This window comes from Tunturibacter gelidoferens, from assembly GCF_040358255.1.
GTDB classification, from domain to species: Bacteria; Acidobacteriota; Terriglobia; order Terriglobales; family Acidobacteriaceae; genus Edaphobacter; species Edaphobacter gelidiferens.
In genome coordinates this window covers 1,134,566-1,149,865 of record NZ_CP132938.1, presented here as the reverse complement: position 1 = coordinate 1,149,865, position 15,300 = coordinate 1,134,566, and the positions used below count along the sequence as shown (strand labels likewise).

The window sequence follows — 15,300 nt, the reverse complement described above, 5'->3', positions numbered from 1 at the left end:
GTATTAATGATCCACCTCCACCACGGAGACCGCAGGGAACTGCTCGAGGAAAGCCCGCGTCTCGCTCAGCGAGAACTTCGGATCAACTGCCTCGAGGCACAGAAAAAACTTATCGGTCGTCGCGCCATTCCTGAAGTTCGGCGCGTTGAACACCGGATGATAAAGCTGCGGCAGGCCATTGAGCGCGATCATTCCGAGAGCCGCCGAAAAACCTGCAAACAGAATCGTCCACTCGTAGGCCGGAATAATGAACGCAGGCCAGGAAAACAACGGACGACCAGCAATGTTCAGTGGATAGGCCCACACGTTGATCCACGTCTCCATCAGGAACGCCGTCGTTACCCCCATCAAGCCGCCAAGCAGGCAAACCAAGGGGACGCGCGTCTGGTGGAAGTGCAGCGCCTCCGCCGCCTGTTCCACCGGATAGGGCGTGTAGCACTCCATCCTGCGATAACCGGCACGGTGCGCCTCCTCGGTCGCATGCACCAACTCACCGGGGGTATTGAACTCGGCCAGCAGACCGTAAATTCCTTCGCGGGGCGGCATTAGGACTCCTCCTGACTGATTGTCTCTGCGTTTGCTCCGCCCGGCGTCACCTTCGTCTGCGGCAGCATCATTCGAATCTCGGACATCGGAATCATCGGTAGGAAGCGAACAAAGAGGAAGAACAGGAACGTAAACAGACCCATCGTTCCCACGTAGATCATGTAATCCCACTTCGTCGCGCGGTAGGTGCCCCAGCTTGAGGGCAGATACTCGCGGTAGAGGCTGGTCACGACGATGACGAAACGCTCAAACCACATACCCGTATTGACGATGAGCGACAGGATAAACAGAAACGTCACGTTCACCCGCAGCTTGCGCGACCAGAGCGTCGTCAGCGGAATCGCGATGTTGGTCAGGATCAGGATCCAGTAAGCCCAACCCATCGGCCCGAACATGCGGTTCCACATCATGAAGAACTCCCAGTGGCTGGCCGAATACCACGCCATGAAGACCTCCATGCCGTACCCATAGGCCACAATCGAACCCGTAGCCAGCATCACCTTGGCCATGTTGTCCAGGTGTCGCAGCGTCACGAGATCTTCCATGTGGTAGAACTTTCGGATCGGAATCGCCAGCGTCAGCACCATGGCAAAACCCGAGTACACCGCTCCCGCCACGAAATAAGGTGGGAAGATCGTCGTATGCCATCCCGCCAGTGCCGCCACCGCGAAGTCGAAGCTGATGACCGTGTGCACCGAGAGCACCAGCGGCGTTGAAAGCCCCGCCAGCAGCAGGGAAGCCGACTCATAGCGAATCCAGTGCCGGGTCGATCCGCGCCATCCCAGCGACAGCATCCCATAGAAGTACTTCGCAGCCGGCATCGTAGCCCGGTCGCGAAGCGTCCCGAAGTCGGGAATCATTCCGATGTACCAGAAGATGATCGAGATCGACGCATACGTCGAAACCGCGAAGACGTCCCACGCCAGCGGGCTACGGAACTGCGGCCACACGTTCATCGTGTTCGGGTAAGGGAAGAGCCAGTACGCAAGCCAGGGCCGGCCAACGTGAATCAGAGGAAACGTTCCCGCGCAGACCACCGCAAAGATCGTCATGGCCTCCGCAAACCGGTTGATCGAGTTGCGCCAGGTCTGTTTGAACAGCAGCAGAATCGCCGAGATCAGCGTACCCGCGTGGCCGATACCGATCCACCACACAAAGTTGATGATGGCGAATCCCCAGGCGCCGGGAATCGTAACGCCCCAGATTCCGACGCCCTTCAGGAACAGCCAGGTACAGCCGATCACCAGCCCCATAGTGACACCGGCGGCCACGATCAGGCCGAAGAACCAGCCCAGCGGAGTGTTCGACGTCAGCACGATGCCAGCAATCTTCTGCGTCACCGACTTGAAGTTATGGCCCGGCGCGATAACCGCATACTCGCCAGTACGCGGGTCGATCATGGGATCAATCACGGGATCGACGCTCGGGTCTTGCATGGGTCCTTTGGTCGCCATTATGCCAGCTCCGGATGCGGGTTGATGACTCCGGCCGTATAGGTGGTGCGCGGACGGAAGTTGAGGTCGGCGAGTACCTGGTAATCGCGCTCCTCAGCCTTCATCTTTGCCACCTTGCTCGCCTTGTCGTTGATATTGCCGAAGGTGATAGCGCTCGTCGGGCAGGCCTGCTGGCATGCCGTCACGATCTCGCCGTCACGAATCTCGCGATTTTCCTTATCCGCAGTAATCTTTGCCGCCTCAATACGCTGCACGCAGTAGCTGCACTTCTCCATCACGCCGCGCGAACGAACCGAAACGTCAGGATTCCGCATGAACTTCAGGCTCTCCGTGTCGTAGTCCGAATACAACAGGAAGTTGAACTTGCGAACCTTGTAGGGGCAGTTGTTCGAGCAGTATCGCGTTCCAACGCAGCGGTTATAGACCATCGTGTTCAGGCCCTCCGGCGTATGCACTGTCGCGCCCACCGGGCAGACCTGTTCGCAGCCCGCGTTCTCGCAGTGCTGGCAGGCCATTGGCTGAAAGTGCGCCTTCGGTGCATGCAGATCGCCTTCGAAGTAAGTATCGATGCGCAGCCACTGCATATTGCGCCCAACCTTCACCTGCTCGCGCCCTATCACGGGGATATTGTTCTCCGCATAGCAGCTGACGATGCAGGCATTGCAACCAATGCAGCTGTTCAGGTCGATCGCCATGCCCCACGCATTCTGAATCTTCAGCGTCGATGGATCTTGCTTCTCATAGTTCCAGTTATCCGGGAAGAACGAGTTGTCGTGTGGCACCTTCTCGCCCTGCGGCGAATACCCAACCTTGTCGATCAGCGTGCCGCTCGCCCCGCCCTCATGAGCGAAGTTCGGATTCTTCTTGACCTCATCCAAAGTCGCGTACCGGATGATCGACCGCTCCTCCGCCTCGTGCCCGGCCAGCGAGTACACGCCATCTTTATCCGAGAGCGGTTTCTCCAGATCGTGCTGCGCAAAGCTGCCGCGATGCTCGATGTTGTGGACCTTCGTGATGCAAAGATCGTACGTTCCGGGAACTTTCTTTGCGGTCGCGCCTGAAACCGACAACAACCCATCGGTAGTGCGAATCTGGTAAGCATCGAAGCCGACGCCCTGACCAACACGACCCGCCTCAACGCCTCGGCCAAAGCCAAGATGAACCGTGATCACGCCATCCGGATGTCCGGGAATCATCATCGCCGGCGCAACCACCTCGCGGCCATTCAACGAAATCTTCACCGGATCCGACTCATCGAGCTTCAAATCGGCCAGCGTGTTGATGCTCATGATCGCGGCGTTATCCCAGCTCAGACTCGTCACCTGCTTGGGCAACTCCTGCAGCCAGCCCACATTCGCGAACCGCCCATCGTAGATCGAAGGATCAGGCCGGAACGAAACCTCAAGTCCACTCTGAGCCGCAGCCGCGGGGAAGGACGCTAGAGAACTCTTACCCGCACCACCAGCCTTCGCCGTGAAGGCAGTTCCTTCTACCCAGCCATCATGCAGCGCCTTGCGCCACGAGGTAGCAAAGTCGCCCTTGATATAAGTCTTCGCATTTGCAACCACCACGTCATAGGCCGACTGTTGCGGATCCGCCAGCAGCGCCTGCAGCACATCATGCGCCGACTTGCCGCCATACATCGGATCGATCATCGGCTGAATAATCGAGATCGTTCCGTCGTATGCCCGCGCATCCGACCAGCTCTCGAGGTAGTGCGCTTTATTGATATGCCAGTTCGAGATCGCGCCCGTCTCATCCACATGCGACGCCAGTTGCACCGTCACCGGAACATTCGCGAAGGCGTCTCGGAAACCAAGATCCCACGGTGCTGAATAGATCGGATTGACACCGAGCATCACCAGCCACTGCACCTTGCCGGCCTTCATATCGGCAACCAGCGACTTCAGGTCAGCAACCTGCTCGCTCGGCATCGGATTCACCGTCTCGGTGTAGATAACCGTCTTGCCTACAGCACCCAGCGAAGAGTTCAACGCATAAGCCGCAGCATGAACCGCCGGCGAAGCCTGCTCGCCAGGAATCACGACACACTTGCCGCCCGCGCTCTTCAGGTCCGCGCTCAACGCTGCAAAAAACTTCTGTTGTTCCGCAGTCGCACCCTGGGGAGCCGAGCCGGTCGCCAGTGCCTGCGCAAAAGTCGCAATCTCACTAGGCTTCAACGCCAGTCGATGCTCCGCCTTGAACCCCGTCACCGTCGGCATGGTCTCGACGACGTACAGCCGGTTCATCGTCTTACCCTCTTCATACCGATGTCGCTCGGCATAGCCCGAAGCCAGCGGCAGGAAACCCGGATGAGCAATACCACCCAGGAAGTCGGCATCGAGCGAGAGGATGACGTCAGCCTCTTCCAGCTTGTACTGCGCATCCGTATAGCTGCCGAACGCCGCCTTCGAGGCCGCGCGCGAGGAGTCCTGGTTTACCGGCTCCCACTGCACCAGCTTCGCCTGCGGATACGCCGCCTGCACCTGCTTCCACTGCACCGCCAACGTGGGCGACGTAATCGTCTCGCTCAGGAAGTAGATCCCCTGTCCACCAGAGGTCTTCTTGGCGGCGGTTGCAAACGCCTGCTGAAACTCACCCCACGACGAGACTTCGCCGCGATGCAGCACATGCTGCGAACGATCAGGGTCATACAGATCGAGCAGCGTCGCCTGCGTAAATGCATCCGACTTACCCTTCGACATCGGATGCTCAGGATTGCCGTCGACCTTGATCGGCCGGAACGAATCCGACTTCACCAGCACCGGAATCGCGCCGGTCGGAAACGGATACGCCGTCGCAAAGTACATCGGCTTGCCGAGAACCAGGTCCTCAGGCTGCTTGATGTAAGGAAAGATCGGCTCATCCGGCTGCTTCGTACAACCCGCCAGCCCAGCCAGCGCCAACGACGCGCCCATCACCTTCAGGAAGCCGCGTCGACTCACTGCATCGACCCACTCGCCCGCTCCAGCCTGCCGTGGAAACTCTTCCTGCATCAACTCCTGGAACGCCGGCGTATCCGCCAACTCATCCAGATTCTTCCAGAAGCGCCGACCCGTCTTGCCATCCAACTTCGCATGGACCTCAGCAAGCGTCATCTTCGCCGGTGCAATCTGGGTGACTACTACGGGTTGTCCTGCCGGTGCTCTCATCTCAGCCATCGTCTCGTCTGTTCCAGTCTGATTCCCAGTCGTCTTCATCGGTGGCACGTCTCACAGCTCGACAGCTGCTCCGGATTGCGGATGTGATACTGAGCGGTTAGATACTTGCCCAGGTCAATCTGGCTCGTGAACTTCTGATAGCTCGCCGGCATCGTGATCCCCAGCGGGGGCACATCGCTCGACGTCGGCCCATTCGCCTCAGTGTTCATCTGCAACATCGCCACCTCAGGACTCTTGCCCGAAGGATTCGTCGTCGTGCAGCTCACATTCTGCGCCGTCGGTCCAGATCCAGCTGCGCCCGTCGCCGTGCTCGAACACCACACCGGCTTCTCGCTCGAAGGCCCAGCCCACGCCATGTTGTAGATCTCGCTGGTCGGCCGCAGATTTACCGCCGGATTGCGATGGCAGTTCAAACACCACTCCATCTGCAGCGTGTTCTGCTGGTACATCAGCGGCATCTCGTCCACGCGTCCATGACAACTCGCGCAGCCAATACCCTTGTTCACGTGGATCTCATGGTTGAAGTAAACGTAGTCCGGTAGATCGTGCACCCGAATCCACTGAATCGATGCGCCAGTCGCCCAGCTCTGTCGAACCGGCTCCAGCAGTTCCGCGTTCGTCCAGATTTGCGCGTGGCAGTTAATACAGGTCTTCGTCGGAGGAATCCCGGCGTACGCAGCCTTTTCCACTTGCGTGTGGCAGTACTGACACTGCAAACCAAGTCCCTCGACATGGTGCTTGTGGCTGAACGGTATCGGCTGATCTGGCCGCTGGCCCTGCCGCGTCACCCACGGTGATCGCTGTAGCTGGTCCAGGGTTACGCCGAGCGCGATGACGATTACGCCCGTCAATACAAGGCTGAATCGAGCCAGCGCGTTCGAACTGCGGTCAAAAACTTGCGCCATGAGTGCGTTCCTGCTTCCTCTGCATTACCTGAGCTAAGGGTTGAGAAGTTGCTGTCAAGGTTTAGTTACTGCTTCTGGCTGATCGCCGCGCAATCCATACGCGGCGGCTGGAGCATCCGCAAACGGAGGCCCCGAAAATTTCTGTCTTCGAAACTCAGAGTATAGCAGTGGAAAACCCCGCCTCGACTCATCCCCTACAACTCGCAACTGATTTTCCTGCTGCAACATCCGATTATCGAACCCACTTCAAATCCCACGCACAACATCTCGTGCATGCTTGTTCACCGGCTGAAAACGACCACTACATCTACCCTGCCCGAAACGTATCGGACTTGTAAATGGAAACCAACTTAGTCCGAATTCTGCTAATCGCGCACAAGACTTTCCCGCCCCTCCTGCGATACCGTCAGTGTCATGCCGCGCCCACACCACGCTCCTCGTTCTCCCCGCTATGATGCCCGCCAGGCCCTGTTGGATCTATCCACCTCCGATCCCAAATTAGGCAAGCTCATCGAACGCGCCGGTCCCTTCACCCTCAGAGTCGCCAGCACCCAATCCCCCTTCGAAGCCCTCGTCGAAAGCATCATCTATCAGCAACTACACGGCAAAGCAGCCGCCGCGATCCACCGCCGCCTGCTCGAAAGCTTCTACCCAGTAACTTCCAACGAGCACTTCGCCGCCCAGCATCTCCTCGACTGCCCCAACGAGCAGCTCCGCGCCGCCGGCCTCTCGCACAACAAGTCCCTCGCCCTCCGCGATCTCGCCGCCAAGACCATCGACGGCACCGTCCCCACCCTCCTCCGCATCCGTCGCATGTCCGACGAAGCCATCATCGAGCACCTCACCCAGGTCCGCGGCGTCGGCCGCTGGACCGTCGAGATGCTTCTCATCTTCCGGCTAGGCCGACCAAACGTCCTGCCCGTCGACGACTACGGCGTCCGTAAAGGCTTCGCCCTCACCTTCGGCAAACTCAAACCCGTTGACAAAGTCACACCCATGGATCTCCCCAAACCCGACGTCATGCGTCGTCGAGCCAAAAAATGGGAGCCCTGGTGCTCGGTCGCCAGCTGGTATCTCTGGCGAGCCTGCGACCTCGTCAAACCCAAGACCTAACCGTGTGTCTTCGCAGTTGCAGTTGTACTTGCCCTTACTTTTTTGTTGTCATCTTTCGCCAAAGGCGGAGAATCTCCTATTGCACTTGCCTTCGCTTTTGCCTTTTCCGTTGCATTTGCCCTTTACGTTGCTGTTGCACTTGTCTTTGCTTCTGCACTGCTTCTGCACTTGTCTTTCTGGTTGTCATCCCCGCAGGGGATCTGCTGTTGTTCTTGTCTTTGAATGCTCTTCCTCCACCTCAGCCACGAACGCCACAAAATGCGCCGCTCCATCACCACCCTCACCCTCATGCTCATCACCATCCCCATCGGACTCGCCGTACGCCTTCTCCCGCTCGGTCTACCCTGGTTCCTTTATAAATACCTCGGCTCCGCCCTCTGGGCAGGGGCACTCTACTGGTTCCTCGCGACCCTCCTCCCAACACTCCGCCCAATAGTCGTCGCCACAATCGCCCTCACTATCGCCACGCTGCTCGAGCTCAGCCGCCTCGTCTCCATCGCCCCAATCGACACCTTCCGCCTCACCTTCGCCGGAAAAATCCTCCTCGGCCGCTACTTCTCTCTCAAAAACATCCTCGCCTACCTCCTCGCCATCACTCTCACCGCCGCGCTCGACCACCTCGTCGTACCTCGGCAGACAAAATCCTGACATCTCCTCCGTATAGTCCTACCTATGAGCGAAGTCGGCCGTCGAACTCTGTTTGTCCTTGGCATCTGCGTGGCCTGGGCGCTCACCTCGGTCGCTCCTCTTCTCAAATATCTTTCTCCGGCTAAGGCAACAGGCGCCTTGATACTTGGCTCTCTTTCCATCGCCATCGGCATGTCCTGGATTCTTCGTCTCAACCTAAGGCCACGTGAGATCAGCATCGCCTGGCTTCTGCTTCTCTTTCTCGCCCTGACGACAGCCTTCGCAATCCTCTATCCCATCTCTCTGAGACACACCCTGAACATCGGATCGGACCGCGAAGATGCCCTCCGCATCGAACTCCTCGCCATCGGCCATCATCAATACCCCTACGACACCCGCACCTTCCTCGGAAATCCCCCGACCCCTCTTCCGGGTGCGATGCTGCTGGCCGCACCCTTCTATGCACTCGGACACATTGCCTGGCAAAACTTACTGTGGCTCGCGCTATTTTTCTTCTTCGCCCTTCGGTTCTTCCGTTATCGCTCCACCGCACTCTTTTATCTCGCGGTCTTTCTCCTGTTCGCGCCTGCCCATCTCAGCGACTTCTCCTCAGGCGGCGACTACCTCACCAACTTCTTCTACATCGCCATCGCCGTTACTCTCTTCAGCCGGTCTCTGAACCATTCCCTCTACGCCTCGATCCCCGCCGCACTCTTTCTCGGTGTCGCTCTCTCGTCGCGCATTCTCTACGCAGTCATCCTGATCCCTCTGCTCTCGCTTACGCTCCAGCGAACCTTCCGCCTCCGTGCCGCCGTGCTGTTTTTTCTCATTCTCCTCTCAACCTGTGCCATCACTCTACCGGTCTTTTGGCCGCATCCTCTTTCGCAACTCCTGCTGCAGCTCCAGCAGAACGCAAACAAGCTTCGCTACATTCCCACTGTGATCCATCCTCAGTGGACCCTTCCATTGCTCGCGATTCTTGTGGCGTCCGCCGCTTTTTGGGTTCGCATGGATCTTCCACGCCTCTTCCTCATCTTTGGCGCTGCCATCTTTGTGATGCTTGCGCCCTTCGTCATAACCTTCGCAATCCACTCGGACAAGTTGCGATACGCCTTCTTCTATCTCTCGGTTTCCACGCTTTCGTTCTCTCTTTGGGCCCTCTCGCGCTGCGAGCACAGCGAAGGGAACACTCATCTGATCCCACCAGCGAAGCGTTCACCCCGGACCGCATAACTCCGCTCTTTAATGATTTACGGCCTCGCTCTCGTAAAATCCGCGAAATTTCTACTTCGCGCGCCGCACCCAACCCCTCCACCCGCGATACCCTCTAACTGAATACTTATGGCCAAACCTCGCGCCGCGAAGTCCCCCAAGCCGCAAACAACCGTCGAAGCCCCCCGCTTCGTCTGCATTCACGGCCACTTCTACCAGCCCCCACGCGAAAACCCCTGGCTCGAAACCGTCGAGGTCCAGGACTCCGCCGCCCCCTATCACGACTGGAACGACCGCATCACCGCCGAGTGTTACGCCCCCAACGGCGCCTCCCGCATCACCAACAAGCAGGACGAGATCATCCGGATCATGAACAACTACGCCCGGATGAGCTTCAACTTCGGCCCCACGCTCCTCAGCTGGCTGCAGGACAAAGCCCCTCGCACCTACCGCATGATCGTCGATGCCGACAAGTTCAGCGCCCAGCGTTACAGCGGTCACGGTTCCGCAGTCGCCCAGGTCTACAACCACCTCATCATGCCGCTCGCCAACCGCCGCGACGCTCTCACCCAGATCCGTTGGGGCATCGCCGACTTCGAATCCCGCTTCGGCCGCAAACCCGAAGGCATGTGGCTCGCCGAAACCGCAGTCAACCGCAGCGTGCTCGATCTCATGGCGCAGGAGGGCATCAAGTTCACTATCCTCGCTCCCGTCCAGTGCGCCCGCGTGCGCCGCCTGGAGCCACCCGCAGGCACAGCCTCGAAACCAAACCTCGACCCCGTCGCCGCAGCCGCAGCCCCCGCAGAAGAACCCTGGACCCAGACCCCCAACGCCAACGTCGATCCCACCCACCCCTACCTCATCAAACTCGACGAAGGCCGCAGCATCGCCGTCTTCTTCTACGACGGCCCCGGCTCTCGCGCCATCGCCTTCGAAGGCCTCCTCAACAGCGGCGAAAACTTTGCCAACCGTCTCGTCAGCGGCTTTCACCCCGCCTCTCCCGGAGACCCCGAACTCGCCCAGATCTCACACGTCGCCACCGACGGCGAGAGCTACGGCCATCATCACAAACACGGCGAGATGGCTCTCTCCTCCGCCATGCACCGTATCGAAGAAGGTCAGCAAGCCAGGCTCACCAACTACGGTGAGTTCCTCGAAAAATTCCCGCCCAAGTGGGAGGCCGAAGTCGCCGAAGACACCTCCTGGTCCTGCGCCCACGGCGTCGAACGCTGGCGCTCCAACTGCGGCTGCAACGGCGGCAAGATCGGATGGAATCAGGAGTGGCGCGCCCCCCTTCGCGACGCTCTCGACTACCTCCGCGACGCCACCGCACCCCTGGCCGAACAGCTCTCCCAGTCCCTCTTCAAAGATCTCTGGGCCGCCCGCGACGCCTACATTCACGTGGTCCTCGACCGCTCCCCGGCCTCCATCATCCGCTTCTTCGCCGATCACACCACTCGTCACCTCACCGAAGACGAGCGCGTCACCGCCCTCGAACTCATGGAGCTCGAACGCCACACCCAGCTCATGTATACCAGCTGCGGCTGGTTCTTCGACGAGATCTCCGGCATCGAAACCGTGCAAATCATCGCCTACGCGGGCCGCGTCCTCCAGCTCGCCGCCAAACTCTTCGGCCCTCCCGGCGTCGCCCTCGAAGCCGAGTTCCTCACCCGCCTCGCCCACGCCAAAAGCAACGTCCCCGAGATGGGCGACGGCGCAGAAGTCTACCGCCGCTACGTCACCAACATGAAGATCGGCCTCGAACAGGTCGGCGCTCACTACGCCATCAGCTCCATCTTCCGCGCCTATCCCGAGCACGGCGAGCTCTTCTGCTTCGACGTCCACCGCGAATCACAGGAGGTCTTCAACTCCGGCCGTGGCCGCGTCGCCCTCGGCCGCGCGCTCCTCTACTCCCGCATCACCGAAGAGAGCGAGGAGCTTTGCTTCGCCGTCCTCCATCTCGGCGACCAGAACCTCTCCGCCGCCGTCAAAGCCTACAACTCCACCAACCCCGCCGAGGTCGAAGCCTTCGCCACCTTCTCCACCGAAATCAGTACCGCCATCCGCCGCGCCAACCTGCCCGAGGTCATCCGCCTCATCGATCGCTTCTTCGGCGAGACCGCCTACTCCCTCACCTCGCTCTTCGCCGACGAGCAGCATCGCATCCTCAGCACCATCCTCAACCAGACCGTCTCCGAGATGGAAGACTCCCTCCGCAAGATCTACGAAGACCACGCCTCCCTCATGCACTTCCTCACCGAGTCCGGCATGACCGCGCCGCCCGCCCTCGCCACCGCCGCACGCTTCGCCATCAACGCCAGCCTCCGCCAGGCCATCGAGTCCGACACCTTCGACACCGCCGAAATAGAAGCACTCATCGCCCGTGCTGAGGTCGACCAGATTCCCCTCGACACACAGCTCCTCAGCTACACCACCGGCCAGCGCATGAAGCGCGCAATGATCCGCCTCGAGGCCGCAGCCGCCGGCGACCACCAGTCCTCCGATGCACTGGCCGCAGCCATTGAAGTCGCACAGGCCACCCACAAGATGCCCTTCGAGGTAAACATCTGGCAGGCCCAGAACATCTGGAACGACCTCCTCCGCCGCAGCGACACCAACTACTGGACCGACGAGTGGAAAGAAGGCTTCAAAAAACTAGGCGAGACCATGAACATCAAAGTCGACCAGCTCGTCATCGAAGAGGGCGTCAGCGCCTTCTAACCGCGCGCCCTTCAGTCTTTTTAGCACCGCCCAGACGCGAGGCCGCGACTCCGCATGCCCCCTGATCCTCCTTCGCGATGAATAATTGGATCCATGCACCACGTCCAACCATCACCCCTCACGCATTCACAGTCAAAGCCGCATACATCAGCGGAATCCCTCCCGCCACAATCCTCACAAAATGATGCGTGCCCGGGGAAACAATCCCATGCGTCGTGATATTAAAAATGCCCACAGTCTGCCCCGGCGGAATCGTAATCGAAGCAGGCACGCTCGCAATCGATGACGCCGAACCCGGCAGCGGCAGCGGACCCCCTGGCCCCACAGTAGGGTCCATCGCCTCAAGCGCAATCACAGCCGGCATCGGCACCGCCTCCACCAGTGTCACGGTCCCCCGGCTGATCTCCCCAATCGTCACCGTCGTCGGAAAAACTGTCAACGAACTCATAATCGGCGCAATCACCCGCGAAGCAACCAATAACACCGCAGAAGCCGACGAACTCCCATACGTCGCGTAGATCGAACAGATCGCCGTCTTGAACGGAATCGGAATATTCGGCGTCGTGATCACAAAGCTCTGCGAAGCCACCCCCGGCGGAATCGTAACCGTAGCAGGCACATTTGCAAATGTCGACCCATTGAGCATAGTCGCCACCACTGGCCCCGAAAGCGACGGCTGGCTCAGCGTAATCGTTCCAGTCGCATTGTCGCCGCACGTCACCTTCGCCGGCGCAATCGTAAGCCCCGTAAGGTACGGTGGAACCACCTCACACGCTACCGTGATCGTCTTTCCCGCATAACTCGCATGCAGATTTACAATCTGAGGCGCGAATGGAATCGGAATCGCCGTCGTAGAGATCGTGACCGGAGCCGACGTGCCACCCACCGGTATCGTCACCGTCCCTGGAACCTGAACCAGCCCCGGATTATCGCTCGTCAGCACAACATTGACCTGCGCCATCGCAGGCCGATCAATCGAGATCAGGGTCGTTTGACCATATCCGCACGTAATCGGATTCGGCGGAAAAAACGCGTTCAGATCCGACACCGGAAAGATGTTGTCGCCCTTCGGTGTATAAGGAGAAAATGCCGGCGGATAATATCTGTTTACCAGGTCAATGAACGAAGCCCACCCAGCAGGCTGCCCAGTCAGATTTTGATAGACCCCCGCCAGGTTCGACGCGCCCGCATTGATGATTTGCTGGATACTGAAATTGAGCTGGTTGAAAAGATAGTAGATAAACAGCGTCGTGCAACCAGTCACTATATCCGGCCTGTTATCGTCTGGATCGTTGTTCACAAAGTCCGGCCGCGCTCCGTTCAGCCAAACCGGAACCACCCCAGCTCCCGGCGGCGGCACCCCGCCGATCCCATTCGCCAACTGGAACTGCACCCCAAGAAAACGCGATAGGCCTTCGCCCATGCTCCCCTCGTCTCCGCCCTGAAAAAGCGACGTTGGCTCGGCCCACTGGTTGTTCTTCGAGACCATGAACATCTCCGTCACCTCCGAAACCAGCAGGTACCGAATCACATTCACTGACGTGCCAGAGGCCGGTTTGATCGTGATCGTCGGACTGGAACCAAAGATAAGTTGAAATCCACTCGGATTACTCCAGCTGGCCCCGCCAAACGCATTCACAATCTGCACCGGCAATGGAAAATTGAAAATCAAATTGACGCCAGCGAACCAGCCCGACATCAGCGCAAAGTCCGCCTCGCATATGTTAAAAAGATCCAGCGCGCGAGCCACACCATCCACCGGCGACAGTGTCGTGTCATATGAAATCTGATAATGGGCCGTCTTCCCATTATTCGGTAGCCCTGAACTCGTAAAAGCCATGGCCTGCTCTCCTTTTTCAGAAAATGTAGGGGCCGTGATTCCGAGGGTGCCTGTGAATTGTTTTGGAGCGGAGCCGAGTCTTTATCGGGGAGGGGGCCGGATGATGCTACAGGAAGCGGAATCGCAGGTCGCGAACTAACCCGAGCTTATGACATTTTATGCTCTCGACAAGGCAAACGCAGCGAATCTCGCTCGGCGCCCGCCTCCCGCCGCTCGCCGATCCACTAAGTTTACTTTTTTGTCCCAGGCCTCCGCACAATTATCGGTGCGATCAAACTTGGAGTCCAAGCCTAACCATAATCTTTAGAAGACTTTGCGCAACTTTTGACGGGAGGGGCACCCTCAAAAGACCAGCTCGTCAACTCCGCCAATGCAGCGTGACCGGCCCACTCAGCGGATGCTCCCCCGTCCCCTTCAACCGCGCCTGCTTCAAAGCGAAGTACCACTTCGCCGGCTTATCCGCATCATCGATCAGCATCAGCCCCGGATGAAACCTCAACCCCTCAGCCTGCTCGATCATCGTCTCCTGATCCTGCCGCACAAACCGCGCCCCAAAAAACGTAGCAATAGAAGTTACAAATGGAATGTAGTAAAAAACATTCCAGGCTGCAACCACATCGATCCTGCAAGTCGAAGCCGTCACCGGCGTAATCGTAGTCAAACTCGAAAACCACTTCTCCCCCGCGCGTATCGTCTCGTACCGCCGATTCGGCAGGACAAAATCAATCGTCGTCGTAATCGGCTCGCCATAAACTCCCAGCAGCTTATAAGGCGCCGAGTTCGCGCTCGGCGCATGCGACGACATCCGAAACCCGGCATTCCGCCCATTATTCTCTCTGTCTTCCAACGGCTCAAAGTGCTTCGTCTTCTCATGAATACTAGCCGCCGAACGCCACCACCAAGCCTGGTGCACAAACGGCCCATGCGCCGGATCCATCAACCCGATAATCCCGTGATCCACATTGCAAGGCAGCTCCGCCACCAGATGCGCACTCCGAAACCTCACCGAAAACTTCGGCACCTCCGGCACCGGCGGCAAAGCCTCTCCCACCTGCACTCGCCCCGCCCCCACCTCAGGCAGATAAACCCACGCAAACCCATCGCGCTCCTCGCAAGGAAACGCCCCCGCATAGATCTTCGTCGGATCCAGCGTCTCATGGCTTGTCAGCGAAGGAATCTCCCTGCACTGCCCGCTGCAAGGCTCAAACTTCCAACCGTGATACTTGCAGGTCACCGTCTCCCCATCGAACCACCCAGCCGAAAGCGGAATCCCCCGATGCGGACAAAGATCCCGCATCGCAAACAGCTTTCCCCCCGTCTTCCGTCCCAGCAGCAGCGGAACCCCCAACAGCAGCGCCTTCGCCGTCTTGCCCTCCCGCAGCGCCCCAGCACGCAGCGCCGGATACCAATCCCCAAAGATCAGCTCCGTCGGCGGCCCCGCAACCTCCGCAACTCGTACCAACTCAGTCAACCTGAACGCCTCGCTCAAACAACACGCTTCTCATCATAGCCTTGCGACCACCACCAAAAAACATTCGTCATCTCGACTGAAGTCGTGCGATTTATCGCACGACGCAGCGGATTGCGGCCACAGCTCTCAGTTGCGGCGAACCGAATCATGCTGCGGTATCCGTCAAGACCACCGCATTTCGTCTTCGCGTCAAACTAAAACATCGGCTTCTCGTTCTTTCCGATCAGCGGCGTATTCAACAACCAGAACA

Annotated in this window: 10 protein-coding genes; 4 read left to right on the top strand and 6 right to left on the bottom strand. The window is 58.9% G+C overall.

The window, feature by feature from the left end; genetic code table 11:
* Positions 1-3: 3 nt before the first annotated feature.
* From RBB81_RS05365 to RBB81_RS05350, 4 genes are read right to left on the bottom strand one after another with little or no spacing between them, the layout of a single operon-like run.
* Entirely contained in the window at positions 4-546 is a 543-nt protein-coding gene (locus RBB81_RS05365) for a DUF3341 domain-containing protein (RefSeq protein ID WP_353072976.1), read from the bottom strand.
* Positions 546-2,000 carry an NrfD/PsrC family molybdoenzyme membrane anchor subunit gene (gene nrfD / locus RBB81_RS05360; protein ID WP_179580864.1) on the bottom strand — a complete coding sequence of 485 codons (1,455 nt, stop codon included), beginning with the start codon at positions 1,998-2,000 and terminating at the stop codon, positions 546-548. The genes RBB81_RS05365 and nrfD overlap by 1 nt, the downstream gene beginning before the upstream one ends.
* Positions 2,000-5,200 (bottom strand): TAT-variant-translocated molybdopterin oxidoreductase, encoded by a 3,201-nt coding sequence (locus tag RBB81_RS05355; protein ID WP_353072975.1) that lies wholly within the window; start codon positions 5,198-5,200, stop codon positions 2,000-2,002. Before RBB81_RS05355 ends, nrfD begins: the two co-directional genes overlap by 1 nt.
* Positions 5,197-6,066 carry a cytochrome c3 family protein gene (locus tag RBB81_RS05350; protein WP_179580860.1) on the bottom strand — a complete coding sequence of 290 codons (870 nt, stop codon included), beginning with the start codon at positions 6,064-6,066 and terminating at the stop codon, positions 5,197-5,199. The genes RBB81_RS05355 and RBB81_RS05350 overlap by 4 nt, the downstream gene beginning before the upstream one ends.
* A gap of 414 nt (positions 6,067-6,480) precedes the next feature.
* Here RBB81_RS05350 and RBB81_RS05345 point away from each other — a divergent pair, with 414 nt between their 5' ends.
* From RBB81_RS05345 to RBB81_RS05330, 4 genes are all read left to right on the top strand, one after another.
* Positions 6,481-7,179, top strand: a complete 699-nt coding sequence (locus tag RBB81_RS05345; protein ID WP_179580858.1) for a DNA-3-methyladenine glycosylase family protein — start codon at positions 6,481-6,483, stop codon at positions 7,177-7,179.
* A 258-nt stretch (positions 7,180-7,437) separates the two neighbouring features.
* The gene (locus RBB81_RS05340) at positions 7,438-7,827 is read left to right on the top strand and encodes a DUF2809 domain-containing protein (RefSeq protein ID WP_353072974.1); all 390 of its coding nucleotides are present in this window, start codon (positions 7,438-7,440) and stop codon (positions 7,825-7,827) included.
* A 24-nt stretch (positions 7,828-7,851) separates the two neighbouring features.
* Positions 7,852-9,039, top strand: coding sequence for a hypothetical protein (locus RBB81_RS05335; RefSeq protein WP_353072973.1), 1,188 nt, complete (start codon positions 7,852-7,854; stop codon positions 9,037-9,039).
* A 108-nt stretch (positions 9,040-9,147) separates the two neighbouring features.
* On the top strand, positions 9,148-11,739 hold the full coding sequence (locus RBB81_RS05330; protein ID WP_353072972.1) for a DUF3536 domain-containing protein: 2,592 nt from the start codon (positions 9,148-9,150) through the stop codon (positions 11,737-11,739).
* Positions 11,740-11,857: 118 nt separating this feature from the next.
* Here RBB81_RS05330 and RBB81_RS05325 read toward each other — a convergent pair whose 3' ends face one another.
* Positions 11,858-13,579 (bottom strand): hypothetical protein, encoded by a 1,722-nt coding sequence (locus RBB81_RS05325; protein ID WP_353072971.1) that lies wholly within the window; start codon positions 13,577-13,579, stop codon positions 11,858-11,860.
* Positions 13,580-13,937: 358 nt separating this feature from the next.
* Complete coding sequence (locus RBB81_RS05320) at positions 13,938-15,068, bottom strand: Rieske 2Fe-2S domain-containing protein (RefSeq protein WP_246373693.1); 1,131 nt, start codon at positions 15,066-15,068, stop codon at positions 13,938-13,940.
* Between the last annotated feature and the right edge of the window lie 232 nt (positions 15,069-15,300).